The organism is Bacillus sp. GW821-FHT01G09, assembly GCF_059422205.1.
On record NZ_JBWKWL010000006.1, the window covers coordinates 1 to 26,284 of the forward strand.

Annotated in this window: 31 protein-coding genes; 9 read left to right on the forward strand and 22 right to left on the reverse strand. The window is 43.8% G+C overall.

Annotation, left to right across the window (positions count from 1 at the left end; all coding sequences use genetic code 11):
* Positions 1-325: 325 nt before the first annotated feature.
* Positions 326-1,210 carry a nucleotidyltransferase-like protein gene (locus AC07VD_RS18590; protein ID WP_043857881.1) on the reverse strand — a complete coding sequence of 295 codons (885 nt, stop codon included), beginning with the start codon at positions 1,208-1,210 and terminating at the stop codon, positions 326-328.
* Positions 1,211-1,417: 207 nt separating this feature from the next.
* Between AC07VD_RS18590 and AC07VD_RS18595 the strand changes: the two genes are divergently transcribed.
* Positions 1,418-1,771 carry a YgzB family protein gene (locus AC07VD_RS18595; RefSeq protein WP_014479226.1) on the forward strand — a complete coding sequence of 118 codons (354 nt, stop codon included), beginning with the start codon at positions 1,418-1,420 and terminating at the stop codon, positions 1,769-1,771.
* Between the two features lie 34 nt (positions 1,772-1,805).
* Here the strand turns inward: AC07VD_RS18595 and perR are convergent, their stop codons facing one another.
* Both perR and bcp read right to left on the reverse strand, forming a co-directional pair.
* Positions 1,806-2,243, reverse strand: coding sequence for a peroxide-responsive transcriptional repressor PerR (gene perR, locus AC07VD_RS18600; protein ID WP_003223285.1), 438 nt, complete (start codon positions 2,241-2,243; stop codon positions 1,806-1,808).
* 122 nt (positions 2,244-2,365) lie between these two features.
* Positions 2,366-2,839: a thioredoxin-dependent thiol peroxidase gene (bcp, locus tag AC07VD_RS18605; RefSeq protein WP_029726836.1), complete on the reverse strand. Its 474-nt coding sequence runs from the start codon at positions 2,837-2,839 to the stop codon at positions 2,366-2,368.
* 151 nt (positions 2,840-2,990) lie between these two features.
* Between bcp and AC07VD_RS18610 the strand changes: the two genes are divergently transcribed.
* Entirely contained in the window at positions 2,991-4,280 is a 1,290-nt protein-coding gene (locus AC07VD_RS18610) for a glutamate-1-semialdehyde 2,1-aminomutase (RefSeq protein WP_128737674.1), read from the forward strand.
* A gap of 220 nt (positions 4,281-4,500) precedes the next feature.
* Positions 4,501-5,562: an aromatic acid exporter family protein gene (locus tag AC07VD_RS18615; RefSeq protein ID WP_014479224.1), complete on the forward strand. Its 1,062-nt coding sequence runs from the start codon at positions 4,501-4,503 to the stop codon at positions 5,560-5,562.
* Between the two features lie 76 nt (positions 5,563-5,638).
* Here the strand turns inward: AC07VD_RS18615 and AC07VD_RS18620 are convergent, their stop codons facing one another.
* The 5 genes from AC07VD_RS18620 to fabL all read right to left on the reverse strand — a co-directional run bounded on the left by AC07VD_RS18620 (position 5,639) and on the right by fabL (position 9,650).
* On the reverse strand, positions 5,639-7,381 hold the full coding sequence (locus tag AC07VD_RS18620; RefSeq protein ID WP_494721922.1) for an ABC transporter ATP-binding protein: 1,743 nt from the start codon (positions 7,379-7,381) through the stop codon (positions 5,639-5,641).
* An 86-nt stretch (positions 7,382-7,467) separates the two neighbouring features.
* Positions 7,468-7,998, reverse strand: a complete 531-nt coding sequence (gene ntdP / locus AC07VD_RS18625; protein ID WP_003223272.1) for a nucleoside tri-diphosphate phosphatase — start codon at positions 7,996-7,998, stop codon at positions 7,468-7,470.
* A 143-nt stretch (positions 7,999-8,141) separates the two neighbouring features.
* Entirely contained in the window at positions 8,142-8,402 is a 261-nt protein-coding gene (locus AC07VD_RS18630; RefSeq protein ID WP_003242708.1) for a YgaB family protein, read from the reverse strand.
* Positions 8,403-8,574: 172 nt separating this feature from the next.
* Complete coding sequence (gene sspE, locus AC07VD_RS18635; RefSeq protein WP_003233541.1) at positions 8,575-8,829, reverse strand: gamma type acid-soluble spore protein SspE; 255 nt, start codon at positions 8,827-8,829, stop codon at positions 8,575-8,577.
* 68 nt (positions 8,830-8,897) lie between these two features.
* Positions 8,898-9,650 (reverse strand): enoyl-[acyl-carrier-protein] reductase FabL, encoded by a 753-nt coding sequence (fabL, locus tag AC07VD_RS18640; protein ID WP_003223262.1) that lies wholly within the window; start codon positions 9,648-9,650, stop codon positions 8,898-8,900.
* An 81-nt stretch (positions 9,651-9,731) separates the two neighbouring features.
* Here fabL and yfhS point away from each other — a divergent pair, with 81 nt between their 5' ends.
* Positions 9,732-9,956, forward strand: a complete 225-nt coding sequence (gene yfhS / locus AC07VD_RS18645; protein WP_003233542.1) for a mother cell protein YfhS — start codon at positions 9,732-9,734, stop codon at positions 9,954-9,956.
* Positions 9,957-9,963: 7 nt separating this feature from the next.
* Here yfhS and mutY read toward each other — a convergent pair whose 3' ends face one another.
* A complete protein-coding gene (mutY, locus tag AC07VD_RS18650; protein ID WP_015252513.1) occupies positions 9,964-11,073 on the reverse strand; it encodes an A/G-specific adenine glycosylase in 1,110 nt (369 codons plus the stop codon).
* Between the two features lie 215 nt (positions 11,074-11,288).
* Between mutY and AC07VD_RS18655 the strand changes: the two genes are divergently transcribed.
* On the forward strand, positions 11,289-12,272 hold the full coding sequence (locus tag AC07VD_RS18655; RefSeq protein WP_014476212.1) for a metal-dependent hydrolase: 984 nt from the start codon (positions 11,289-11,291) through the stop codon (positions 12,270-12,272).
* Here AC07VD_RS18655 and AC07VD_RS18660 read toward each other — a convergent pair.
* The 6 genes from AC07VD_RS18660 to AC07VD_RS18685 all read right to left on the reverse strand — a co-directional run bounded on the left by AC07VD_RS18660 (position 12,265) and on the right by AC07VD_RS18685 (position 18,339).
* Entirely contained in the window at positions 12,265-14,850 is a 2,586-nt protein-coding gene (locus tag AC07VD_RS18660; RefSeq protein WP_128737673.1) for a YfhO family protein, read from the reverse strand. The two genes, AC07VD_RS18655 and AC07VD_RS18660, sit on opposite strands and share 8 nt — an antisense overlap.
* A 71-nt stretch (positions 14,851-14,921) precedes the next feature.
* Complete coding sequence (locus AC07VD_RS18665; RefSeq protein WP_003244113.1) at positions 14,922-15,911, reverse strand: glycosyltransferase family 2 protein; 990 nt, start codon at positions 15,909-15,911, stop codon at positions 14,922-14,924.
* Positions 15,912-16,142: 231 nt separating this feature from the next.
* The gene (gene ephM / locus AC07VD_RS18670; protein ID WP_014479220.1) at positions 16,143-17,003 is read right to left on the reverse strand and encodes an epoxide hydrolase EphM; all 861 of its coding nucleotides are present in this window, start codon (positions 17,001-17,003) and stop codon (positions 16,143-16,145) included.
* Complete coding sequence (spdL, locus tag AC07VD_RS18675; RefSeq protein ID WP_024573182.1) at positions 16,990-17,322, reverse strand: SdpC immunity protein SpdL; 333 nt, start codon at positions 17,320-17,322, stop codon at positions 16,990-16,992. The genes ephM and spdL overlap by 14 nt, the downstream gene beginning before the upstream one ends.
* A gap of 84 nt (positions 17,323-17,406) precedes the next feature.
* Entirely contained in the window at positions 17,407-17,925 is a 519-nt protein-coding gene (locus AC07VD_RS18680; protein ID WP_024573181.1) for an SH3 domain-containing protein, read from the reverse strand.
* Between the two features lie 144 nt (positions 17,926-18,069).
* Positions 18,070-18,339 carry a YfhJ family protein gene (locus AC07VD_RS18685; protein ID WP_003243789.1) on the reverse strand — a complete coding sequence of 90 codons (270 nt, stop codon included), beginning with the start codon at positions 18,337-18,339 and terminating at the stop codon, positions 18,070-18,072.
* A gap of 124 nt (positions 18,340-18,463) precedes the next feature.
* On the opposite strand from AC07VD_RS18685, the gene AC07VD_RS18690 reads away from it, so the two are divergent.
* Entirely contained in the window at positions 18,464-18,616 is a 153-nt protein-coding gene (locus tag AC07VD_RS18690) for a small, acid-soluble spore protein K (RefSeq protein WP_003223241.1), read from the forward strand.
* A gap of 31 nt (positions 18,617-18,647) precedes the next feature.
* Here AC07VD_RS18690 and AC07VD_RS18695 read toward each other — a convergent pair whose 3' ends face one another.
* The 3 genes from AC07VD_RS18695 to recX all read right to left on the reverse strand — a co-directional run bounded on the left by AC07VD_RS18695 (position 18,648) and on the right by recX (position 21,095).
* Positions 18,648-19,841, reverse strand: coding sequence for an MFS transporter (locus AC07VD_RS18695; RefSeq protein ID WP_015715535.1), 1,194 nt, complete (start codon positions 19,839-19,841; stop codon positions 18,648-18,650).
* Positions 19,842-19,984: 143 nt separating this feature from the next.
* Positions 19,985-20,299, reverse strand: coding sequence for a YfhH family protein (locus AC07VD_RS18700; RefSeq protein WP_003244592.1), 315 nt, complete (start codon positions 20,297-20,299; stop codon positions 19,985-19,987).
* Between the two features lies 1 nt (position 20,300).
* Positions 20,301-21,095, reverse strand: coding sequence for a recombination regulator RecX (gene recX, locus AC07VD_RS18705; RefSeq protein ID WP_003243354.1), 795 nt, complete (start codon positions 21,093-21,095; stop codon positions 20,301-20,303).
* Between the two features lie 88 nt (positions 21,096-21,183).
* Here recX and AC07VD_RS18710 point away from each other — a divergent pair, with 88 nt between their 5' ends.
* The 3 genes from AC07VD_RS18710 to AC07VD_RS18720 all read left to right on the forward strand — a co-directional run bounded on the left by AC07VD_RS18710 (position 21,184) and on the right by AC07VD_RS18720 (position 22,517).
* A complete protein-coding gene (locus AC07VD_RS18710) occupies positions 21,184-22,095 on the forward strand; it encodes a TIGR01777 family oxidoreductase (protein WP_029946424.1) in 912 nt (303 codons plus the stop codon).
* Positions 22,096-22,149: 54 nt separating this feature from the next.
* A complete protein-coding gene (locus tag AC07VD_RS18715) occupies positions 22,150-22,260 on the forward strand; it encodes a YfhE family protein (protein ID WP_003223230.1) in 111 nt (36 codons plus the stop codon).
* Between the two features lie 65 nt (positions 22,261-22,325).
* The gene (locus tag AC07VD_RS18720; protein ID WP_003233561.1) at positions 22,326-22,517 is read left to right on the forward strand and encodes a YfhD family protein; all 192 of its coding nucleotides are present in this window, start codon (positions 22,326-22,328) and stop codon (positions 22,515-22,517) included.
* A 38-nt stretch (positions 22,518-22,555) separates the two neighbouring features.
* Here AC07VD_RS18720 and AC07VD_RS18725 read toward each other — a convergent pair whose 3' ends face one another.
* The 4 genes from AC07VD_RS18725 to AC07VD_RS18740 all read right to left on the reverse strand — a co-directional run bounded on the left by AC07VD_RS18725 (position 22,556) and on the right by AC07VD_RS18740 (position 26,253).
* The gene (locus AC07VD_RS18725) at positions 22,556-23,140 is read right to left on the reverse strand and encodes a nitroreductase family protein (RefSeq protein WP_003243940.1); all 585 of its coding nucleotides are present in this window, start codon (positions 23,138-23,140) and stop codon (positions 22,556-22,558) included.
* 87 nt (positions 23,141-23,227) lie between these two features.
* The gene (locus AC07VD_RS18730) at positions 23,228-24,109 is read right to left on the reverse strand and encodes a PhzF family phenazine biosynthesis isomerase (RefSeq protein ID WP_494721923.1); all 882 of its coding nucleotides are present in this window, start codon (positions 24,107-24,109) and stop codon (positions 23,228-23,230) included.
* 114 nt (positions 24,110-24,223) lie between these two features.
* Positions 24,224-25,255: a FecCD family ABC transporter permease gene (locus AC07VD_RS18735; RefSeq protein ID WP_029317459.1), complete on the reverse strand. Its 1,032-nt coding sequence runs from the start codon at positions 25,253-25,255 to the stop codon at positions 24,224-24,226.
* Complete coding sequence (locus AC07VD_RS18740) at positions 25,252-26,253, reverse strand: FecCD family ABC transporter permease (RefSeq protein ID WP_017696455.1); 1,002 nt, start codon at positions 26,251-26,253, stop codon at positions 25,252-25,254. The genes AC07VD_RS18735 and AC07VD_RS18740 overlap by 4 nt, the downstream gene beginning before the upstream one ends.
* Between the last annotated feature and the right edge of the window lie 31 nt (positions 26,254-26,284).

Consider the following 26,284-nt stretch of genomic DNA (forward strand, 5'->3'; position numbering starts at 1 on the left):
TCGTCCTGAGCCAGGATCAAACTCTCCGATAAATGGATCACAGGTTAAGTTCACCGCATCCTGCGGCGACACCTGTGCAACCTGCGTCGTGCAGGCCCTAGTTTGACTGACTACGCACATCGCTGTGCGATTTTTTTAAAACTGAATTAACAGGTACGTTTTGTCTTGTTTAGTTTTCAAAGATCATTTTCACTTCTTATTGAAGCGACTTTATTAATATAACATTTTGACTTTCTTTTGTCAAATGTTTTTTTGATTTATTTCCCCGCCGCTGTGAGCTTGTTTTCTCAGAAGCGCATCAGCGACGTTTAATAATATAACACGGTCAAGAATCAGAGTCAACACCTTTTTTAAAAGAATATCCTCGGTGATAGACAGCCTGTCCTTTCGTTTCTATCTGGCAGACGTTGATAAGTCCCTTTTCCGTCAAGTAATCAAGCATAACGCCAAGATCTTGGGTAAAGTGCTTTAGGTCATGATGTTGAAGAAGCTCACCGAATTGCCAAATGTCTTTTTCTTTCATTACTTCGAAAAGATGCGCCGAACCGATCTCGGCTTTGGAATGGATGAGAAAATCATTTGCTAAGAATAATAATTCAAGTCTTTTTTCCAGGCTCTCATGACTTTCAATCAGCTCGGAATATAATTTGTACACTTGCGGCTCCATCTGGCGCACTTGGCTCCACACCGTGGTTTCGGGATGGAATCCTCTGTCGATTACTTCAATACGTGCTAAATGATGCAGCGCATGAACAACGGCGTTGTAGGCATCTAAAAATTGATCGGCTTCAAAAAAAGCTTTCCCTTCAACATACCTTCTGATTAATTTGCCGTATTCGAGTCCGATCTTCAGTTTACGTTCGGCAAACGGAAATGTATTCAGCCTGTCAATCAGTTCAACTACGTATTCATTACGGTCAAACAAGACTCTGCCATTTACAATCCAATCTATGATTCTTCTATTTGTTCCAAGCAAAATCCATTCTTGAATCTGAGAATCTGTTACCACATGCAAAGAAGCTGTTTGATGATCAAATTCATAATGCTTTATAAAAACTGGCTCATCAGCATCCTTTACAATCACCAGCAAAGCTGCATCAAAGTTATCTGTTAAGGAAGATGTTTTGTTTCTTCTCTCAATCATAATGACAGCCAATGTATTGGGGTGACTTGCTCTTTCTTGGTAAATTGGACGGAGAAGATTTTCCATCACTATTCCTCCAATGCAATTGTTCAAATTTTTTTATTCTCTATTTGATTCAATTCTATGGTTAAAACGAAATTCCTTTTTTCTAAACACATTGAACTATTATAAACAATTTCACAGTAAGTCTCCATAAGTAAATTCCAATTCAACCGAAAACATGAAGAAAATCCCATCGGGTTTGTGCTATAGTTAAATCAGAGGGGGATGGACATGGCGAAATACTCCAGCAAAATTAATAAAATCAGAACATTTGCGTTAAGTTTGGTTTTCGTTGGGTTTATCATTATGTACATCGGGATCTTTTTCAAAGAGTCAGTTTTGCTTTCTAGTTTGTTTATGATACTTGGGCTTTTATCCATCGGTCTCAGCACGGTAGTTTACTTTTGGATCGGAATGCTTTCGACTAAAGCGGTTCGCGTCATTTGTCCAGGCTGTGATAAAGAGACAAAGGTTTTAGGAAGAGTCGATATGTGCATGCATTGCCGAGAGCCGCTGACTTTAGATAAAGGATTAGAAGGAAAAGAATTTGATGAGTCTTATAATAAAAAGAAAATGTCGAAATAAAATAAGCTGACCGTTTCGTGCGGTCAGCTTATTTTTAATGATTTTCTTTTTTCGAACACTCTTGGCAGACGCCGTAAATTTCTAAACGGTGGTGGCTTACCTTAAAGCCCGTGACGTGGGCAGCGAGCTGTTCCACTTCATCAAGACCCGGGTAGTGGAAGTCCACAATTTTACCGCAGTTTTCGCAAATCGCGTGATAGTGATCAGATGTCACAAAATCGAATCTGCTGGAAGCATCACCGTATGTGAGCTCTTTTACCAAACCTGATTCCCGGAACACACGCAAATTGTTATATACTGTCGCTACGCTCATGTTAGGAAATTTCCCTTCCAGAGCTTTATATATATCGTCCGCTGTTGGATGAGCCATAGAGTTAACGAGATATTCCAGAATCGCATGACGTTGAGGAGTAATGCGAACTCCGGTTTCCTTCAACGTTTCTAAGGCTTCTTTTAGTTCATGTGCAGCCATCCGTCATGCACCTCTCTTCTAAAAAAAATTCTTACATTGTAATGTTTATAATTAGTGTAACTCTTCCTACGATAATTTGTCAATTGATATCAGGGTAAAAGTAAGCATAGGCTCATAGAGATTTACTTTTCCGACATATCTTTGAGGGTTTGAAGCGCTTCGGCTACATGGTCCTTTACTTTTACTTTTCTCCATTCTTTAATGAGCCGGCCTTCTTTATCAATTAAAAAAGTGGAACGCTCGATTCCCATATACTCTTTTCCGAAGTTTTTCTTCAGCTTCCACACATCAAATGCTTCTGCCAGCTTATGCTCGTCATCAACAAGAAGCAGAAATGGAAGGTTATGCTTCTCTTTAAATTTTCCGTGTTTTTCCTGGCTGTCCGGGCTGACGCCGATAATGACGGCATCCAGTTCAGCGAAGCTTTCGTGACTGTCCCGAAAATCGCATGCTTCAGTTGTACACCCCGGTGTCATGTCCTTTGGATAAAAATAAAGCACGATGTACTTTCCTTTATAATCCGATAATTTTACTGTTTCCCCATGATCACCTTTTAACTCAAGATCAGGCGCTTTATGTCCGATTTCTATAGTCATTACGTTACCTCCGGATGTTTTTTATTAAGCGTATCCAATTCTTGTCCAGATTACAACTATCTCAGCTGAATCTGAAGCCCGAAGCCATTGTTCTTGTTCGGAAGCATGCTACAATAGAAAGGACGCATGGAGATATAGGAGGTTTTTATTCTTGCATACAAAATCAATTGAACTTCACAATGAGGCATTACAGCACATTGTCGGCGGTGTAAACAGCCCGTCTAGATCATATAAAGCAGTCGGCGGCGGTTCTCCTGTTGCAATGGAGAAAGCAAGCGGCGCTTATTTTTGGGATGTGGACGGCAACAAATACATCGATTATTTAGCGGCGTACGGTCCGATTATTACAGGACATGCCCACCCGCATATTACAGAAGCGATTAAAAAAGCGGCAGAGAACGGTGTATTGTATGGAACACCAACGAAACACGAGGTTACATTTGCAAAGATGCTCAAAGAAGCCATTCCCGCTATGGACAAAGTAAGATTCGTCAATTCAGGAACTGAAGCCGTTATGACGACCATCCGCGTGGCTCGCGCATATACAGGCCGGACAAAAATCATTAAATTTGCGGGCTGCTATCACGGGCATTCGGACCTTGTGCTTGTCGCCGCAGGCTCCGGCCCGTCTACTCTCGGCACACCAGACTCAGCCGGTGTACCGAAAAGCATTGCAAACGAAGTGATCACAGTTCCATTTAATGATATCGATAGCTATAAAGCGGCTCTTGATAAATGGGGCAGTGAAATCGCGGCAGTTCTCGTTGAACCGATTGTCGGCAACTTCGGTATCGTCGAGCCGAAAGAGGGCTTCTTAGAAAAAGTAAATGAATTGACACATAATGCAGGCGCTCTCGTTATTTACGATGAAGTCATTACGGCTTTCCGCTTTATGTATGGCGGCGCGCAGGATCTCTTACAGGTGAAACCAGATTTAACAGCACTCGGGAAAATTATCGGCGGCGGACTTCCAATTGGCGCCTATGGCGGCAAAAAAGAAATCATGGAGCAGGTAGCTCCGCTAGGGCCTGCTTATCAAGCAGGAACAATGGCAGGGAACCCCGCTTCCATCCTATCAGGCATCGCTTGTCTGGAAGTGCTTAAAGAGGAAGGCGTCTATGAAAAGCTTGATCACCTTGGCGCTATGCTTGAGGAAGGCATTTTGAAGCACGCAGAAACACACGGCATCACCATTACGGTCAACCGGTTAAAAGGTGCGCTCACGGTATATTTCTCTGATGAGAAAGTGGAAAATTACGAGCAGGCTGAACGGAGTGACGGAGAAACATTCGCTACGTTTTTCAAGCTGATGCTGGAACGCGGAATTAATTTAGCACCTTCTAAGTATGAAGCTTGGTTTATTACCACAGCACATACAGAGCAGGATATTAAAGACACGCTTGCAGCGGTCGAGGATGCATTTAAACATCTAAAAAACTAGAATCAAATACCTTGAACAGGAGCTTTGAGCTCCTGTTTTTTTTATGGAATCAAACAACGTGTAAGATTTTGGTCTTTTTCTAGAAAAATAGCTTGAATATTTGTATCGATCCCTGTATATTACTTAATTGTTTAGCAAATAAACTAACCGGGAATTTTAAGGATTAGCCCATTTGCTATGTCACACAATTTACTATAGAAAGGAATGCACGCACAAACCAATGAAACTTGGTGCCCGCATTTTCAAAACCGGGATTGCGATTACACTTGCCCTTTATTTGGCTTCGTGGATCGGGCTTCCCGCGCCGATTTTCGCTGGAATTGCAGCGATATTTGCGATCCAGCCGTCGATTTACCGCTCTTTTCTCATTATTATTGATCAGGTTCAAGCAAATATCATCGGAGCTGTGATTGCCACAGTGTTCGGCCTTATTTTCGGACCCAGCCCGATTATGATCGGGTTAACAGCAGTTATTGTCATTACAATCATGCTGAAACTTAAAATTGAACATACAATTTCAATTGCTCTTGTAACAGTCATTGCGATATTAGAATCTGCCGGTGACGACTTTTTAATGTTCGCGCTGATCAGAACAAGCACAGTCATCTTAGGGGTGCTTTCTTCCTTTATCGTCAACCTTGTGTTTTTGCCTCCTAAGTACGAAACAAAGCTGATTCATAATACCGTCGAAAACACCGAAGAAATTATGAAGTGGATCAGATTGTCCATGCGGCAGTCGACAGAGCATTCGATTTTGAAAGAGGATATTGAAAAACTGAAAGAAAAAATGATCAAGCTTGATCAGACATATCTTCTATATAAAGAAGAAAGAAGTTATTTTAAGAAAACGACTTATGTGAAATCAAGAAAGCTTGTCCTGTTCAGACAGGCCATTATTACTGCAAATCGGGCGCTTGATACATTGAAGAAGCTGCATCGTCTGGAAAACGAGATCTATCATATGCCGGAAGAGTTTCAGGAAACACTGACTGAAGAACTTGATTACCTGCTTTACTGGCACGAACGGATTTTGATGAGGTTTGTCGGAAAAATCAAGCCGCATGATGACGCGGTTGAAGAAGGCATCCAGTATAAGCAGCTTTTAACAAAGTCATTTTTAAAAAATCAGCAGAATACGGATGAGGAGCTTATTGATTACAACATGCTCAATATTATGGCAAGCGCCGTGGAATATCGCGAGCAGCTTGAACATTTGGAAACACTTATCACAAGTTTTCAAACGTATCATCCGAAAGACTGCGAAATAGAAACAGAAGAGTAACCCGGTTAAACAGCCGGGTTTTTTTATACACAAAAAAATCTTATATCCTTCGTTAAAAGGATATAAGATTGATGTTTTAGTTCAAATTTTGAATGGTAAATAAATGCTTGTACTGGCTCTCATAGTCCATGAGTTCATCATGGGTTCCGATTTCAATGATTGTGCCGTTTTCCATGACAACAATCTTATCCGCATGGGTGATTGTCGATAAACGGTGGGCGACAACAAAAGTTGTTCTATCCTTCGCCAGTTTGTCCATCGCTTCTTGAATGTAATGCTCACTTTCCAAATCCAGAGCTGATGTAGCTTCATCTAAAATGAGGAGCGGCGGATTTTTCAGGAATACCCGCGCAATTGAGATCCGCTGCTTTTGTCCGCCTGAAAGCTTAACGCCTCGTTCTCCCACTCGGGTCTCATATCCTTCTGGAAAACTCATGATAAATTCATGGGCATTTGCAGCCTTGGCGGCTTCGATTATCTCTTCAAGTGTGGCATCAGGCTTGCCGATCGCGATATTTTCCCGAATCGTTTCACTAAATAAAAAGGTATCCTGAAGCACCATACCAACCTGGTTGCGAAGGCTTCTTGCTTCATAATCGCGAATATCCGTCCCATCAATCAGCAGTCTGCCGCTTGTTACATCATAAAATCTTGGGATCAGGCTGACGAGCGTTGATTTTCCTCCTCCGCTCATGCCGACGAGAGCTACAGTTTCTCCTCTATTTACTTTTAAGGATACATCATGAAGAATATTTTCTTTGTCCTTCTCATATTGAAACGAAACGTTTTGAAACTCCACTCCTCCGCGAATCTGATCGGCCTTTATCGCATTTGGTTTGTCAGTGAGTTCATAGGGCTCGTCAATAAATTCAAACACCCTGTCCATTGATGCGATTGACTGTGTCAAAGTTGTAGAGGAATTGATCAGCCTTCTAACAGGGTTGTACATTCTGTCAATATATCCGACAAACGCGACCATTGTTCCGACTGTCAGCGGTCCATTAATGACAAAATACCCGGCGCACGCTATGACGATGAGCGGCGCCAAATCTGTAATGGTATTAACGACCGCAAAGGTTTTGGCGTTCCAATTCGTGTGTCGGATGGCTTTATCTAAGAAATGACCGTTTTTCTCATTAAATTGAGCCTGTTCATGATCTTCTATCGCAAAGCTTCTGATGACAGGCATGCCTTGAATGCGTTCGTGCAAATGCCCCTGCACTTGAGCAAGAGCCTGTGAGCGCTCCCTTGTCAGCTTTCGTAAACGGCCGTAAAAATACTTCACTGATATTCCGTATAATGGGAATAATACGATAGAAATCAGCGTTAATTTAACGTCCAGTGTGAGCATGATAGAGATTACAATCAAAATCGTCAGCATATCGAGCCATATATTCATCAGCCCTGTGATGACGAAATCCTTTGTTTGTTCTACATCATTAATCACTCGGGAAATGACTTCCCCTGTTCTTGTATTCGCGTAAAAACGAAGGCTCAGTTTTTGCATATGGTCAAACAGCTTAGCTCTTATATCATAAAGCACCTTGCTGGCAGTCCACTGGGCAAAATATTGCCGGTAATATTCAACAGGCGGGCGCAAAATTAAAAATAAGGCGAACATGATCGCCATAATCGTGAACAATGACGTGGTTTTGTCACTGGCCGTGCCGCCTCCTTGAATAATGTCGTCAACTACGTACTTCAGAAGCAATGGGAGAGCAAGCGGAATGGAAAATTTGACGATCCCGATTAACACTGTAACGAAAATTTGCTTCTTATAAGGTTTGACGAATTGCATGTAGCGTTTCATAACCCCCACGTTGATTCCCCCTCTCTCTTTCTCATGATGTGTGTGAGCCCATGTGAAAAACCTGTTGTACCCCGCAACAGGTTTTTACGTAACCATTATTTTGTATAGCGCAGATACCGTTCATACCACATATCGACAAACTCGGGCGCAAACGGTCCCTGACGCTGGTGAATCCAATGGAGCAGCGTATTTAAGTAGTCTCTTAAAATACTGTCGATTTCTTTTGGATAATTCATGGCTTTCCGATGATCATCATATTCGTCTTCATCGAGAATATTGTAGGTCATGTCAGGAAAAACCTTAACATCTAAGTCATAATCAATATATTTAATTGCTTCGCCATCATAGGCAAACGGAGAACTGATGTTGCAATAATAATGAACCCCGTCTTCCCTCAGCATCCCGATGACATTAAACCATTGTCTTGCGTGAAAATAACAGATTGCGGGCTCTCTGGTTATCCATGTCCGGCCGTCTGATTCGGTTACCATCGTCCGGTCATTGGCTCCGATGACACACATTTCTGTACTTTTTAAGATTGTTGTCTCATTCCAAATTCTATGAATCAGCCCGTTGTGCTTATAGCTGTGAATTTGAATGGTTTCTCCTTCCTTGGGATAGCCCATATTTCTCCCCTACTTTCTATAAAGCCCTACAGTTAGTATGTCCAAATTTGCTTACCGACAACGTCTTTTACCTATTATAACGTTACAAATTGAAAAATGAAAATAAAAGAGCCATTCCGGCCGGGGAATGGCACATTCCTGCACTACACAAAGGAAGACGGCTTTTCTGAGCTGCGATAAGAACGAATGACCTGCTCTGTCTGCTTTTGAAACATATCCTGTATATCGGCAAGGTGTTTCCGTTTTACCGCAATTTCAGCCTGAATCCCACGCAGCCTTGCATCCCTTTCCAAATGCCGGAGTTCCGCCTCAATTTGTTTGCAGCGGTCGAGCTCTGATTGGAGATCGAGAAGCTTATCCATCGTTTTCATCTGTTCACTTACCAGCTTTTCAAATTCGGTCATCGGTTCCTCCTTCAGCCTGATGAAAGTATAAACATTCCCTCCTTTAATCATTTCGATCTCCGTAAAGCAAACCCTTTGACTCATTCTGTAGACCTTCCACAAGTTTTGTCGTTTTTCAAACAGAAAAAAGCACTTCCACCCGAAGATGAAGTGCTTTTTTCTGTTTCAGTGATTAGCTGTTTTGTTGTTTGTTTTGTTCAGCAGATTGGTTTTGCTGTCTTACCTGCTGTGCGTCAGTTTCACTAGCGAATTCAGTGCCGAATTGACCTTGTTGTCCAGCTGATTGCTGGTTTTGTTTTCTGACTTGCTGAGCGTTTGTTTCGCTAGCAAATTCAGTGCCAAATTGACCTTGACCAGCAGCTGATTGTTGGTTTTGTTTTCTAACTTGTTGAGCGTTTGTTTTGCTGAAGTTATTTGAGTTAGCCATTGTTATCACCTCCACGGTCATTAGAATGTGCAGGTGATCGTATAGCTATTCCTCTTTTTTAAAAATTTTTAAACGAGCAGTGAGCGTCCGCCGTCAACGATAATTGTCTGTCCGCGGATCATGTCAGCCTTGGAAGACACTAGAAACTCAACAGTATCAACCATGTCTTTAATTTCGACCATGCGTCCCGCCGGCGTGTTTTGGCGCGCATCCTCAAGCAGATCTTCTCTATTCGGGAAGTGTTTCAGCGCATCTGTGTCGATCGCTCCGCCTGAAACAGCATTGACGATAATTTGTTTTGGTGAAAGCTCAACGGCAAGATAACGGGTTAAAGCCTCTAACGCTGCTTTTGATACACCGACCGTGGTGTAGTTTTCAAGATAGCGGATAGAGCCTAATGAACTGATGCTGACAATATGCCCGCCTCCGTTCTTCTCCATTAGCTTGGCAGCTTCCTGAGCGCAGAAAAGCAATGCTTTCGCATTAATGTTCATCGTCCAGTCCCAGTGTGTTTCTTCTAATTCCATGACAGGTCTTAGTACTCCTGAAGCGGCATTATTGACAAAAACATCAAGTCTGCCGAACGTTTCATCAATTTGCTGAAACATTTCTTTGATTTTTGCAGGCTGTCCTACGTTTGCTTTTACGACAAGCACTTTAACGCCAAGCTTTTCGATTTCTTCCGCTGTTTCTAATGCTGCTTTTTTGCTGCGTGCATAGTTAATGACGATGTTATAGCCGTTCTCAGCAAGTCTGATCGCGGCCGCTTTTCCGACACCGCGGCTGCTTCCTGTTACGAGTGCACATTTATTTTGTTCCATTTTTCCTCATCTCCTTGTAGCGTATAGTTCTTTTATTTCCACAAACAATAATGGCAAGAACTTTAAAGGGGGTCTTCTGTTATGTATGTCGGACGTGATATGAGCGAATTGAACATGGTTTCCAAAAAAGATTGGAAGAACAGTGAACTCGCTTATTTCCATCATGCCTTTCAGCAAATTATGCCTTATTTGAACGAAGAAGGCCAATCAAAATACCGGGAATTAACGCAAGAAATTGAAGCGCGCGGCGGAATGAAGCGCAATGAAGCGGACTACAGCCACGGCACGCGCGTCTCTTACGATTAAGAATGGTTTACGGAGCAGCCGAGATGGCGGCTGCTTCTACTGCCATCTTCCAGATTTTTTGATGTGACACCGGGAACGCAAATTGTTCGAGCTCTTCTTTCGTTACTTTTTTCAGCTCGCTGGTATCCGACACTTGTTTTACTTTACCGAAAAACACTGAAATATTCCATACCAGGTGGGTGAAAACATGCTCGACTACACCTTGCAGATCACTGATATCAGCTTGTATGCCATATTCGTTTTCTAAGAAAGCAATGAGCTGTTCACGCTCAGTTTTGATCCCTTTTTGTGTTTCAAGATTAGGGAATTCCCACAGGTTGGCGAGCAAACCTTTAGACGGCCGTTTGTGGATATACACTTGTCCGTCTTCATCAGTCAGTACGATCGCGGCCATGGTTTTGATCCCGGGCTTTTTCTTTTTGCTTTTTACCGGAAGCTCCCGTTCAGTGCCTTCTTCAAATGCTGAGCAATGCTGCTGAACCGGGCATAGCAGGCATGAGGGTGATTTTGGCGTACAGATCAAGGCTCCAAGCTCCATCAAGCCCTGATTAAATTCAGATGGTTTTTCTTTGGAAATAAAAGCTCGTATGGCGTCTTCAAAGATCGTTCTTGTTTTTGGTTTGGCAATATCATCCCAAATAGAAAGAATTCTGGACATGACACGCATCACATTTCCATCAACCGCGGGAATGGGTTTATTGTAGGCAATGCTGAGCACCGCTCCCTTTGTATAAGGGCCGACGCCTTTTAACCCGCCAAAATCTTTCTCGTCTGGAGGGACAATGCCGCCGTATTCCTGTTTCACTTCTTTTACCGCGCTTTGCAGGTTTCTGACTCGCGAATAATAGCCGAGCCCTTCCCATGCTTTCAGCACCTTTTCTTCATCAGCATCAGCGAGCGCTTCCACTGTCGGGAATTGTTCCACAAACCGCAGAAAGTAAGGAATCACTGTCTCTACTCTCGTTTGCTGCAGCATCACTTCAGATACCCATACCTTATAAGGATCTTGGTCCTCTCTCCACGGCAGAACGCGCTGCTCTCGTTCAAACCATGAGATTAAATCATCGCGAAATTGCTGTATGTCTTTTTGTTTTAATTTGTCTTCAAGTACGTTCATATGTGTTTCTCCCCAGTCTTTCGCGCCCCGCTTTTCTTTAGACTGTTTTTTGTTGTACACTAAGGGCACAGTACGATAATATGTTACATTAAATAGTAATAAAGAAAAAGCGGAAACATATGAGAACGATTGAATCAGTTTAAAAATTGGGTATATGAAAATGGGGAATTTCTTACAAAGTGAATGTGCAGGATCATCCTGCAAGGAGGTCACCTATGGATACGGGCACACATGTCGTTATGGGCATCGCACTGGGCGGTATTGCGACGCTTGATCCTGTTGTCGGATCAGATCCGGCAATGGCTCACGCTGTTATGATCGCAACGCTTGCGGGCTCTCAGGCTCCGGATATTGATACTGTGTTAAAGCTTAAAAACAATGCTGTTTATATAAGGAATCACAGAGGATTTACCCATTCAATTCCCGCCGTTTTGTTTTGGTCTGTCATCATCCCGGCGATTCTGTATTTATTTTATCCTCAGGCCGATTTTCTGCACCTGTGGCTGTGGACACTGCTGGCAGTCGTTCTGCATGTCTTTGTTGATATATTCAACGCCTATGGAACACAAGCCATTCGTCCGTTTTCGAAAAAATGGGTTGCGCTAGGGCTGATTAATACGTTTGATCCGTTTATTTTTATCAGCCATCTAGCAGCTATCGCGATTTGGTATGCAGGCGGGAGTCCCGGCATCACGTTTCTCAGCTTATATATCATATTGGCAGGCTATTACTTGGTGCGCCTGATCATGCAGCTGAGAATTAAACGGAAGCTTCATGAGATGATTCATGATGAGATCGAAAGCATTATTATTTCTCCAACGATGAAATTCAGGCAATGGCGAATCGCAGTGACGACAGCACATGCTTTCTATGTAGGAAGAAGCATGGAAGGACATGTCGTGATTCTGGATACATTTAATCGGGTGCCTGTTCCTGAAACCGATGTAATGCATGCGGCAAAGCAGGATGATAACATCGCGGCGTTTCTGTCCTTTTCTCCGGTTTACCGGTGGGAAGTGGATACGTTTAAAGATCATTATGAGGTGAGATTTATCGACCTGCGTTATCGGAGCAAAGGCCATTATCCGTTTGTCGCAATTGTTCATATCGGCCATGATCTCACAATTCGTTCGTCCTATACGGGATGGATATTCAGCGAAGAAAAACTTCAGAAAAAATTAAAGCTCGGCTCTATATAGAGCCGGGCTTTTTACGTCTTATATAGAAAACAGCAAGCAGCAGACTGACGAGAGATATGATCGCTGATATTTTGAAGTATGGCGGATAGTAAGTCAGCTCAATGTGATTGTCTCCCTTTTGCGCCTTGAAGCCTATAAAAGCATAATCCGCTTTTTCGATCTTCTGTGTTTTTCCGTTGATCTTCAGCTCCCAGCCTTTTTCATATGGGATCGGAAGCATGATGTACTGGTCTTTTGACAGATGATATGCAAAGGTCAGTCGATTTTTGTTCCAATTCAGTTTGTCTGCTTTCTCTGTTTTATTTTGCATTACAGCGTTTTTCAGCGTTTGGTAATTTTCTTCATAGAGCGCTATGTTTCTCAGCTCATAGGTTCCTTTCGGAAGATTGATTGAGATATGGCGTGATTTAGGCACTCTTACCGTTATATTATTTACTCCGGTTTTATATATCGATTTGTTCGATTTCCTTGTTGTGACATAATCATTTACCTTTAACGTAAATCCTTTGTCTTTTGCTTTGCTTTTCAAATAAAAGCTGACATAGTAGTCTCCCGGAGCAGATGATGGCTGTTTCGGGGTGATGATCAGTTCTCCTCCGTTTTCTCCAGTTACGGTTAGCAGCCCCTTTTGATACTGGGCTTGTTTTGCGGTGATGTCCGACTTGGTGATCAAATTGGACGGTTTTGGTGTCTGCTCCGTTTTTCCTGATGGATCTTTTAATATGATTCCTTTCAGCATCGCCTGTTCTTTCGCAAGAGCGGGCAATCGGTCCAGCTCACTTTCGCTGTATATGGCATCCGCTGTTTTGACGTATGGAAGCATGTACTGATTCTCATAAACTGCATAATGCTCTGTTTCTAAATGCTTTTTGAAGCCGTACGGGACGCTGGCTTCGTTTGTTTTTTCGGTCATATAATATTTGCCGTAAAGCAGGCTGTATAAATTCGCCCTGTCTCCCAATGACGCGTAACGGCTGACGCTTTCCCTGCCCATATCGATGCTTAAATCATTCCAATAGAAGGCCAGCAGATCTTTGTTTAAAATGCTGGAATACGCGCTGAAGCCATTAAACCCGTAAATGATTGGCGTATTATTGCGGACCCCGTTCATCCAGTCGATTCTCATGAGCGGATCATCGTCTTCCTTCTGTAAACGTCTGATGAGCTCAGATGATTCCCGCCCTCTGTATTCCTCACTTGTAAGATATTCTTTTGTCACACTGTCCAAATCGCCGCTTTCTGAGAGCGCGTATTTTTGATAGGAGTTGGCGACAAACAGCGAAGAAAGAATGATTATGCCGTACACAGCCATGTTTGCCCGTTTTTTCGCAAAAGCTGCAGCAAACAAGGCTGCGATTGTCATGAGTAAGAGCAATAGAATACTTTCATTCGCAGGCTTCCATATATCGAGCTTATACCTTTGGATATGATACAAGTAAAGAAGCAGGACGACAGCTGCGGCCGGGAGCAGTTCTTTCCGTTTCAAATCAGACAGCTGTGACAAACCAGCCGCAGCTGCTCCCGCAATGGCAAAGGCCAGAACATATTCAAACCGGTTTTGCGGGGCGGAAAAACCGTTAAAGACGCTTGCCGCATACGGACTGAAATGAAAAAGAATAAACAGCAGGCTCAATCCGGCAAAGAGACGAAACACACGGTTTTTGTAAAAAGAAATAATAAACAAAAACAGCAGAAAAGCGGCCGGCACAATGATGATCCGGCTCGAAAATAAGATATTATCATCGAAATTGAGCCACTCTATTTTCTGGCTGTATGGAGGGCGCAGGTTGTTTAAAAAACCGTATACTACGGGCACAAACGCCGCCGCACTGATGCCAAAAGAAATGAAGCCTGAAACCAGAAATAATCTGATTTGAATCCATCTTTTCTCTTCATGTGGTTCCAATCGGATCAGCCATCTGAACAGCACATAGATTCCGATGAATATAAGGTTTATGTATGCAAAGTAAAAATTATTGATTAACGTCAGCGAACACGCAACGATAAACCACGCCGGACGCCGCTCTCTAATAATTTTTTCTGCGCCAAGCACAAGCAGCGGAAGCCAAACCATTGTATCGGTGAAAAATTCCCAATACGCTTCGTGACGGAAATAAATAATCGAGACGCCGTATAACACAGCTCCCGTGAACGATGCCGCCCTGTGCTTGAGAAGATAATGAAAAACAGAAGCGGACGTAAAGATGATCAAGCTCAATTTGAAAATACTGATAAAAACAGCTGACTCTGCCCAAAAAAGCGTATCCGCTTCTCCGATCAGCTGGACGGCTTGAAGCAGCCAAACAGCGGCGGACACAGCAAGAAAAAGAAAAGACGCAGAAAAATAATAGCCGAGCTGACTGAATGTGCCGCCGCCAAGTCCGAATGAATAATTGTAGAAAAAATTCCCGTGTGTATATTGGTCAAATAATAATTTTTTAAATACGATCATTTGCGCAAGCCCGTCACCCGGACCTGTCATATACCTGCCTTCCGCCCATTCTTTCACAAAAAAAGCGTGTGCCAGAACGGACACCAGCAAACTGGCCGCATAGATCATGATATGTTTTCTTTTCATATAAATTCTCCAGTCTTGCTTTTAAGATAATAGACACGCAAAAAAAGCACTGCCAATGGCGTTTGGTATTTTCAGTGCATTTTTGTCAGACGCCGCATGCTTTTTAATTCGTTCGTTTCAGGCAGGTCTTTGTTCGGGATATTCGCTTCTTTGATCAAATAATGCGGGCGTTTTTTTGTTTCATAATAGATTCGGCCGATATATTCACCTATAATTCCAAGGCTTAACAGCTGTACTCCGCCGAGAAATAACACTGCTGAGATAATGGTGAAATACCCAGGCACAGAAATACCGTTAGTCAGAATTTTAACGAATGTGGCAATGATATAAATGATGGAAAGCAGCAGGATGAAAATGCCTGTATAAAAACATAATCTCAGCGGCTTATGATTAAATGAAACGACGCCGTCCATGCCGTAATTAAACAGACTGCTGAACGACCATTTGGAGGTGCCGTTTTTTCGTTCGACATTTTCATAAAATACAATTTTCTGATCAAAGCCAATCCAGCAAAAAAGACCTTTTGAGAAGCGATTTCCTTCGCTCAGCTTCAAAAGTGCATTCACAGCTTGGCGGCTTAACAATCTGAAGTCACCGACACCGTCACGCAAATCGACTTCCACCGCTTTATTAATGAACTTGTAGTACATAGATGATAAGAGTGAGCGGACAAAGCTGTCCCCTTTTCTGTTCCTTTGGGCAATGACTTGGTCATACCCTTCTTCGTAGCCTTTGATAAATTCCTTCAGCAAATATGTCGGATGCTGCAGATCGGCATCCATTACAATAACCGCCTCGCCCTGAACATGCTCAAAGCCCGCCAAAATCGCGGCTTCTTTTCCAAAATTCCGAGAAAAAGATATATACTTCACCCGGCTGCACGTCGCTGCCAAGTCTTTGATCTGCTGAAGCGTGTCATCAACACTTCCGTCGTTTATGAAGAATATTTCATAGTCATAATGAATGTTTTTAAATTCCTTTTTTAAAGATTCATGAATGAGTTTGACATTATACCCTTCATTGTAAGACGGGATAATAATCGAGATTAATCCTTGCTTCATTAAGGCACCTTCTTTTTATTATTCTTTTTAAGTATTGCCTTAGGGGAGTTTTACACAAATCTTCAGTAAGGCTATTCCTTTTTTTAAAGTCGTTTAAACCTGTTTTTTGTTACAATTTTATGGTGACATTCATGATTTTTAATGTTATTTTGTCATGTTTAAAACAGACTATGAAAAAAACGCACAGAAAAAGTCTGCCATTATGACAGACGGATGGAGAGAAATTTTAGCTTATTGGTTCTTAAGATATTCCAAAATCAGCTGATTGACGATGGCTGGCTTTTCGTGGTTAATCCAATGGGAAGCTTCATCAACAAAGATGAGATGTCCATTCGGGCAATGCCTTTCCGTCTCTTTCGCAAGCTTTCTGCTCAAAAAGCGGTCTTCCATTCCCCAGATCATTCGGTAAGGTACTGTTTCGTAAGAGGGTTTCTCTGCCAAGCTTCCTTTTCTGAGGGCTCTGTACCAGTTCAGCATAGCTGTCAGCGCGCCCGGCTGTTTCCACGCTTCTTTGTACCTGCTGACATCCTCGGATGTAAAAAGCGCGGGACGGTCGGATAATCCAATCGCTTTGTCTAATGTTTCATAATCATTTTCCCTTAGTGATGCCTCCGGTATATCGGGCAGCTGGAAGTATGCGATATACGAGCTTTTCAGCCATTGCGGCGGATAAAGCGGCGTTACGGTTTTCATGACGTGCGGGTGCGGGATATTGATCGCGATCAGTTTTTCAAGATATTCCGGGCGTGTGGAAGCCAAATGCCATGCGACAGCCCCTCCCCAGTCATGACCGATGACAATTGCTTTTTCATCAGTGAATTGCGTAATAAGCCCGATGATATCATCTCTTAATGTATCAATCCGATATGAATCAATTCCTTCCGGTTTGTCACTGAGATTGTAGCCCCGCTGATCAGGAGCAATGACCCGGTAACCCGCATCAACAAGCGGTTTGATTTGATTTTTCCAGCCGTACCAAAACTCAGGAAATCCGTGGAGCAGGACAATTAACGGGCCGTCTTCCGGTCCTGCGGCTGCAACGTGGAGCGTGATTCCGTTCGTATTGACAAACTGGCATTTAACTCCGTCCACTTCTATCTCCTCCTTGACTGTGCGTCATGATTTTCAGCCTTTTCTCCGTTAGCATAAATGTTATGACACAGGCGGCAATCAGCAGGATAAGCTGAAGAATAATCAAGTTTGATCCCAGCAGCAAACCCATTCCCGCAATCACCAAGCCTGACAGGATCATTAATGATGCACTGTAACGGTTCGCTTCATTCCATAATCTTTGATCTGACATTGAGCGTCTCGTTCTGTATCCATACACACTGTTGATCGATTTGGGAGGAAACAGTTTGATCAGTATGCCCGCAATGATCATAAGCCCTCCGCCGACTAAACCCGTCATATCATCATCTCCTTTCTCATTGTTACGTGCAGAAAGAAGAAATGTTTCATGCATAGGCAAAAAGACAAGCCTCGGCCTGCCTTTTTATCGCATTTGTAAATCCTTTGTGTGAATATAGCCTTTAACTCCGCCATAATCCACGAACGCCCAAGTGAAGTCAAATCCGCCGTTTTCACTGAATCCCCACCCAAGTATTGTCACCTCTGTTCCAGATGAGAGCTGTTTAGCTTTTCCATTTTCGGGCGTCGGTGCATAGAAGGCTGTCTGTTTCATTGTTTTCGCTTGGCTTGCGGTTTTCATTAAAAAGTGGGTTGAAATATACGCTTTTTTTCCTTTGAAATGAATTTGAGCCCAATCGGCATTTACAAATCCATCGACTTTTACTTTTTGTTCTGATGATACAGTGCCGAGAATGTCACCTTTATGATTTGGCTCAGTCCGGACATTCAGCTTTCCTGTTTTTATGATGTAAGAATCGGATGATGGCATGCTGACAGATATGTCGTGAAGGGGCGCAGCTTTTGCTGCGGGAGCGGAATGAAGTGCTGTCAAACCCAGTCCTGCGGCAGCTGTTAAAGCGAGCATTACTTGTTTCTTTTTCATATAAAGCTCCTCCTCGCATTTTGACAAGATATAAGTGGTATTCCCTGATTGACAGGCTGGTGAAACATGTTTTGTTTATGATTTCTTCCTGTTAAGGTAATTTTAAGAAAATGAAAAAACCTGCCGGTCGTTAACGGCAGGTTTTTAATGCAAAAGGCCTCTGCTTTGATTTAAGTAATCATTCACGTCGTTACGGGAGCTTTGAAAAAGGTGGAGCTGGCCGCCATAGTTTTCAATCCATTGTGTGACGATTTTTTCAGTCATTTTTTCACCTTGATAGGCGTGTCCGGCTTTTGCATAGGTTGCTTCGAAATCGCTCCATAACAATTCCACCCACGTTTTTGCCTGTATATAGCTGATCATCTCGTTCTTTTCCAGAAGCAGATTAGTCAGTTTCTCAATGTACATATTCATGTGTGCAGTCTCCTTTCTTCAGGAAAAAAATAACGCTTTATTACGTGGTGTTCTCCATATACTAACCTTACGTCTTCATCTGGAAAGACGCAACTTTTTGATCTCGAACCTAGGGGGATATGACATGGTCCGAAATAAAGAAAAAGGATTTCCTTACGAAAACGAAAACAAATTTCAGGGTGAACCGAGAGCAAAGGACGACTATGCTTCTAAGCGTGCTGACGGATCTATCAATCAGCATCCTCAAGAAAGAATGAGAGCCTCAGGCAAACGGTAAAGAAGAACAGCTGCATACACTGCAGCTGTTTTTACCCTTTATTGACTTGATATTCGTAGACGCTCTTCTTTTCTGATAAGTGTGCGAAGGTAGAAAGCACAAGTCCGCATGCGGTCATAAGCGCACCGCCTGCAAACAGCCAGGAATAAGAGCCTGTTCCGTTTAAAATCATTCCGCCGATCCATGCACCAAGGGCATTGGCAAGGTTAAATGCTGATACGCTGACAGCTGCGGCAATGGTTGTGCCGCCCTCAGATGAGGAAATGACCTTTGTTTGCAGAAGAGGCGGCGTGCCGAATGCGCATGCCCCGAATAGGAACGTTGCCACAATGGCTGCAGCCGGGTAAATGGCGATGTAAGGAAATACAGCCAGAACACCGATTAAACCGATCATTACGCCGATCATCGTCCGAGTCAGCAAAGGCAGCGGTACCTTTCCAGCAAAGAAATTCCCGGCAACGCCTCCCAATCCATACGCAAAGAGAGCACCTGTAATGCCAACCGTGCTGAATCCGGCTGAATGCCTTAAAATGGGTTCGATAAAGGTGTAGGCGATAAAGACACCGGAATAGCCTAAAATGGTAATCGCGAAGGAAAACAGCACTTGTTTGTGTTTAAAAACCCCCCACTCATTCATAAGCATTGGGATCACTTTTGGTTTTCTGTTCGGCACGGCAGCCATAAGGCCTAAAAATCCGATGACACCAAGTGCCGTAATGATGGAAAACACCGCTCTCCAATTCAGGACATCTCCGAGATAAGAGCCGAATGGAACACCAAGCATTAGAGCCACTGTCAGTCCGCCGTTCATTGAAGCAGCAGCTGCAGCACGCTTTTCCGGCGGAACCATTTCACTTGCGAATACCATGGCAATCGCGAAGAAAGCGCCGTGTATGGACGCAGATAAAATTCTCGAAATGGCCAATACAGCAAAATTCGGCGCCAGTGCGCTCATCAGGTTTGAAAGGGTAAATATCGCCATCAGCCCAAGAAGCACAGGCTTTCTCGGAAGCTTGACGGAAATGATGGTGACGAGCGGCCCTGTCAAACAAACGCTTGCCGCATAAGCCGTGACAAGAAGCCCTGCGGATGAAACCTGTATATGAAAGTCATTGGCAATCGACGTCAAAATACCCATCACCGCGTATTCTGTATAGCCGATTGAAAATGTACAAATCATAAGAACAAATATAATAAATTTTACAGATGGGTTTTTGATACTCAACGTCATCGCCTCCTTTGATTTTTAAAAACAACGAGTTTCATCTTAAAAGATTTTTGAAGTGAATTCAATGATTTTTTCTTTAAGAATTCGTGTAAATGTGCTGCAAACAAAAAGAGGCTGATCATCAGCCTCCCTGTTACGCTTTATTCTTTTTCTTGCAATACTGAGATTGGCAGCGCTTCCTCTTGCTGAGGGGAAGAGGTCCTGTATCCCCATGCGAAAACGCCATTTAAATAACTGATGGTAAACTCGTCCTCAGTGTTTTCCACACGATATGTTTCTCCCGGTGAGTAATCTTCCGGGTTCAGCAAATATGCTTTTGCCATCGTAATTTTCCGTTCGAGCACTGCCAGTTCGTTTATGATTCCATGCTGTTCGGCTTTTCTTGCTTTTTCAGAAAGTAATGCGATTTCGGTATTGAGTTCGTGCGGTGTCATTTGACTGTATCGTTTCTCCATTTCAGTACTCCTCTTCCTGCAGTAATTGCTCGATTAAATCGAGTGAGAATCCTTTGCGGAATAAAAATTGTTTGACCTTCATGGCGCTTTCATATGAGCCGTCATAGCGGTATTTTCTAAACGCTTTTTCCGCGTGAAGGCGCAGCGCTTCTTTCTCTGTGTCTTCATCATTTTCATATTCAATCTGATCCATCGCCGCGCTGATAACATCAAATGAGAAGCCCTTGCGCTGAAGCTGCAGCTGGGCGCGCTGTTTGAGTTCTTTCGTCGAAAGCTTTTTATCTTTTTTGAGAAGCTTTTCAACATGTTTGACCGCTTCTCTTGTCTGATCTTCAAAGGAAAAGGAACTTAGCGCCTCCTTAATTGTATCGTCATCAATTCCCTTCGCTCTTAGCTCTCTGAACAAAACATCAGGGCCTTTTCCGTTTGTTTTTTTGTGAGTGCTAACATAGGCTGCGGCAAATTCCTGGTCGTTTAAGTACTTGTAATCGTTAAGCCTATGGATGACTTCCGCAATGACGGGGGGCGAGGTTTCTTTTTTCTTTAAGTGGTCCTCGACCTCTTTCGTCGACCGCATTCGATAGGATAAAAAGTCAAGCGCACGGTTGAAGCCTTTCTTCACTTCATCGCCGTATTGAATCTCAATGATGTCAAGATCATCGAGTTCTTTTCCCTTCTTGAGCTCAAATTTCACGAGCACATCCGCGTCCACGCTGAAGGCGTATTTATCATCCAGAAAAATATTGAAGCGTTCCGTATTCTTTTTTTGCGTTGATATTTTTGTAATAAACGGCATCTTAATCTCCCTTCTCAGGCCTGAAACGCGTTTTCTTTTATTACAATGAGGTAAAGTATATTTATTAGAACGATGAGGAGAGATGTTCATGAATATCGCAATGACGGGCGGAACCGGTTTTCTCGGCCAGCATCTGACAGGCGTTCTTACGCGCCAGGGACACCATGTTTATATTTTATCAAGAAACGCACGGGAAACTGAACAAAAAAATATGACATATGTCCAATGGCTGACGGAAGGAGCCGCCCCGGAGCAGGAACTTCCTCATATTGATGTCTGGATAAACCTTGCGGGAAAATCGATTTTTGGCCGCTGGACAAATAAAACAAAGCAGCACATTCTCTCCAGCCGTATCAATGCGACGCGTGAAGTGCAGCGGCTTATTCAGAAACAGAAGGAGAAGCCGAACACATTGATCCAAGCCAGTGCCGTGGGTATTTACGGCACAAGCCTTGAGAAAACCTTTACAGAGGATTCTGCAACGTCAGATGAGGATTTTCTCAGCCATACTGCACACCTGTGGGAAAAGGAAGGACAGCATATTGAGGCGATGGGCATCCGAACGGTTTATGCGAGATTTGGCGTGATGCTTGGAGAAAAAGGCGCTCTCCCGCTTATGGTTCTCCCCTATAAGTTTCTGGCCGGCGGAACGATCGGAACGGGAAGGCAGTGGCTGTCATGGATTCATGTCGAGGATGCGGCCCAGATGATCCGATATGCGGTGGAAAACGCCGGCATCTCAGGCCCAATGAATGTCACCGCGCCCAATCCTGTGGACATGAAGCAATTCGGAAAAACGATTGCACGGGTGAAGCACCGCCCGCACTGGCTCCCCGTCCCGGAATTCTTTTTATCAAAAGCATTGGGTGAAATGAGTCTTTTGATTGTGAAAGGACAGCGCGCTCTTCCGAAAAAAGCGATAACCTCTGGATTTCGTTTTACATATTCGGATCTTGAATTTGCACTCTCACAGCTGATAGCAGACCGAAAGACTGTATAAAAACAGCAGGAAGGGTCAACCTTAAGAATAAAATGGTTGAAGGAGGTCCTTTTTATGGAAAAAAAGAGGGAGAAGCATCAGCAAGGCGCCAACCTGAAAAAAATGCAGGAAGTTCTTTATTCAGGCGAATTTAAAAAAGCGGAAAAAGCTGCTAAGCGGAAGTAGGAATACATAGCCCCTTAAAACCAAATACTATATTTGTTTGATATCACTTTTAGGGGGAATTTGATATGGGCAGAAATCATATCCACAAAAACCGTGATAAAAACAAACAAAAGCTTCCACAAGTTCCCGATGCATTAAAAAGGGAAACTGACGGCGTTTACGAAGAATATTCAACCGAGCTTGCTGATGCAGATGACCGCGAAGCGCAAGAGCGTGCGAAAGCAGCCGACAACAGAGCGAAAAAGAAATCTCGTTAATGAAAAACCCCTTGTCTCCGTTTGAGACAAGGGTTTTTTTACATTTCAGTGAACCGGTCGCGGATCGGTGTGCGTTTTTTCACTTCCGGCGCCTCGTCAGGATAACCTGTTTGTATGATGGCGGCGAAACGCTCATTATCCTGCAAACCAAAGGCCTGATGGACTTCTTTGTCATAAAGGATTTTTCCACTTTTCCAAACCATGCCGATTCCTTTTTCCCAAGCAAGAAGCTGAAGGTTTTGAATCAACGAGCTTGTTGCCGCAAAATCGTCGTCCCGCGCTCTTTCGTTTTCATCTTCCTGAAACACGACGAGGAGAAATCCCGGAACGCGCCCAAGTGTGTTTTTGAAATTTTGAAGCTTTTCCTCTGTCATATCCGGCTTGGATTTCTTAGAGAACGCTGCAAATGTATTGATGAGGTTCGCTTTACCTGTCTCACTGGAAACGTAAATAAATCTCCATGGCTCTGTCACTCTGTGATTTGGCGCATATTTTGCCGTTTCAAGCATGTCAAGAATGACTGCTGAAGGTACTGGCTCTTGTTTAAACTTTCGAATCGATCTTCTGCTGCGTATGATGTCCCGCAGTACTGAATGCTGATGTATTTGTTCGGTTTGAGGCATACCGTCTCACCTTCCTATGCAATTGAAAATGATTATCATTTCATAATAATAACGGAAAGTGCATCTTTTTGTAAACCATCATCCGTATTAGATTTTAAGAATACGGGTTTCTGAGTAAACGGCTGTTCCTGTCATGTTCACTTTCACATGGCCGCCGGCTTCGTTCATTTCGATCTCCACTTTTCCGTCTTTTCCAATTTCCTGCCCTTGTTCAATGATAAATTTATGCTGCTTGGCATTGCCATAATGTTTCATATAAGCCCCCATCACGCCGGATGCTGTGCCGGTCACGGGGTCTTCAATCGTTCCCGAATACGGGGATGAAAAGTGCCGCCCGTGCAGGTCGCTGTCGGGATGGACGGTTTCAAAGGTAAACGGATGGACTGAAGCTTTTGGCAGATCAACTAACACTTCCGGAAATTGTTTGTTATCTGGCACCATTTTTTTGGAAGCCTCCAATGATTTAAGCGGAACGATGGCTGTCCATATCCCAGTGCTGCCAAACACAATCGGAAGGTCTTCATGAAAATCCTCTTCGGTGATACCCAGTGCGTTCGCAAGTTTTCCCCGCTCGCCTGTAAATGGTTTGAATTGCGGAGAGGCCTGTTCAAGCGTGATATGAATGCGGCCATCTTTTTCAGAAATCTTCACAGGCAGGATACCCGCTTTCGTTTGGATGCTGTACGTTTTACCGCTCTCCAGCATTCCTTTCTCACATAATGCGTAAAGAGAAGCAACTGTCGCATGACCGCACAAATTCATTTCGTGTCCAGGGGTAAAGTAACGGAGTTCAAGATCGGCCGACTCGCTTTTTCGGATAAAGGAGGTTTCTGAATACCCGGCACGTTCAGCTATGATCTGCATCTCGTCTTCCGTATAATCGTCTCCCTGCAAAACGACGCCTGCAGGGTTTCCTTTGCCGGGACTGCTTGTAAATGCTTCATATTTTAATACCTCTGCTTCTTTCATTCATCTGCCGCCCTTTCTTTATCAATGTCTCTGTCAGTATAGCAAAAATAATTACGAATCTTCAGTCATTATCAAAAAAACCCATTTCCTTTTTTAAGAAAATGGGTGTAACGATCAAGAATTTCTTGTTTTATAGAGCAAATAAATAAAATAAGGTGCGCCGATAGCCGCTGTAAAGACGCCGGCCGGCACTTCCACCGGAGCAAATAAGGTTCTGCCGACGATATCAGCTGTTAAAACGAGCAGAGCTCCAATAAGTGCCGACGTTGGGAGCAGCGCGCCATAAGATGAGCCGACAAGCCGTCTTGCAATATGGGGCGCCATCAGCCCGACAAAACCGATTGTGCCGGCAACTGAAACTGCACAACCCGTAAGAGCCGTACTCAAAAGGAGCAAGAAAAAACGATTTCGCTGCACAGCGCTTCCTGCACCCGCCGCAATATCTTCACCCAGCACCTGTATATTCATATTTTTTAGCGCGACAAAACAAATGAATAAGAGAATGACAGATAAGATAATAGCTATTTTTACATGCTGCCAGTTTGACCCATAAACTGACCCAGTGATATACACATTGGCTTGTGATGCCCGGTAAATCGGACCTTTGATCATCAACAGGGTAGTCATCGCCTGCGCCGACATTGAAAATCCGATTCCGATAAGCACCAGCCGAAATGTGGAGGCGCCATTTTTGTATGCCAGTAAATAGACGATGAGTCCGACAGCCGATGCGCCGATAAATGCGGCTGCCGGAAGCCATGACAGACTGATCGTAAGTGAACTGCTGCGGTCTGAGAAGAACATCATTAAAAGCACGACCGCTACCGCCGCTCCTCCTGTTATTCCGATAATATCCGGAGATGCGAGAGGGTTTCTGACGAGCCCCTGCAATATCGCGCCTGCCGCTGCCAAGCAGACACCGGCGCATAAAGCCGTCAAAATTCTTGGCATGCGGAACGACATGATCATCAGTTCATCCAGCTTGGAACCTGCACCAAAGAATGTTTTTGCTACATCCCAGGGAGGAATAAACCTTTGTCCGAGACCAGCGCTTATGATGAGTACAGCAGCTGTTAACCCCAGTAAAACCAAAAAGACGATCCATGCTTTCTTTTCAGCCGCAGTAACGCCAAAACGAAGTTTCATAGCTTCGCCCCCCTTCTTGCGATGTACACAAACACAGGCATTCCGATGATGGCGGTCATGACCCCGACAGGAACTTCCTGAGGCATAATGATATATCGCGCACCGATATCCGCGCAAACAAGCAAAATGGCACCCAAAACAGCGGAAAACGGCAGAACCCAGCGATAATCATTACCAACGACAAAGCGGGCAAAATGCGGAATAATGATGCCGATAAAAGAAATCGGCCCGGCAATGGCGACAGCGGACCCTGCAAGCATGACAACACAAAGCGCCATCACAAATTTCAACAGGCCTGTTTTTTGGCCGAGTCCTTTTGCCACATCTTCTCCCATGACGAGGAGATTAATTTTTTGACCGAGAAAGAAGCAGATCACAAGCGCTGCCGCTGCATACGGGAGCATCGTCATCAGCAGATCCAGACTCCTGCCCTGCACAGAGCCGGTCAGCCAAAAAAGCACCTGGGCAAGCTCGAGTTCATTAACAGAAAGCAAGCCCTGTGTCAGAGAAGAAAACATAGCCGCCATGGCAGCTCCCGCCAGCGTCAGTTTGATTGGCGTCAGCCCTTCCCTCCCAAGCGAGCCTGCTGCATAGACGATCGCGGCGGTAAATGCTGCCCCCAGAAACGAGCTCCATACTAATGCCTGAGGTGACTGAATATGCAGAAAAAACGATCCGGCAACAATAAAAAAACCTGCACCGGCGTTAATCCCGAAAATCCCCGGTGACGCAAGCGGATTTTTTGTGAGCGCCTGCATGAGAGCGCCCGCGGCTGCAAGCGAGGCGCCGACAACTGTGGCAACCAAAGCGCGCGGAAGCCTGACATCCTTGATGATGACATGCTCATTTGTTCCGTTGAAGGAAGTAAACGCCTGATAGACCTGTCTCCATGACGTACCTGTATAGCCGTACACGACGCTTGCGCAGACAGCCGCCAGTAAAATGAAAATCAGACATACTAACACAATCCATTTTGAAGATGCCTTTTTGCAGATCATGATCTAATTCTCCTAGTTATTTACTATGTAA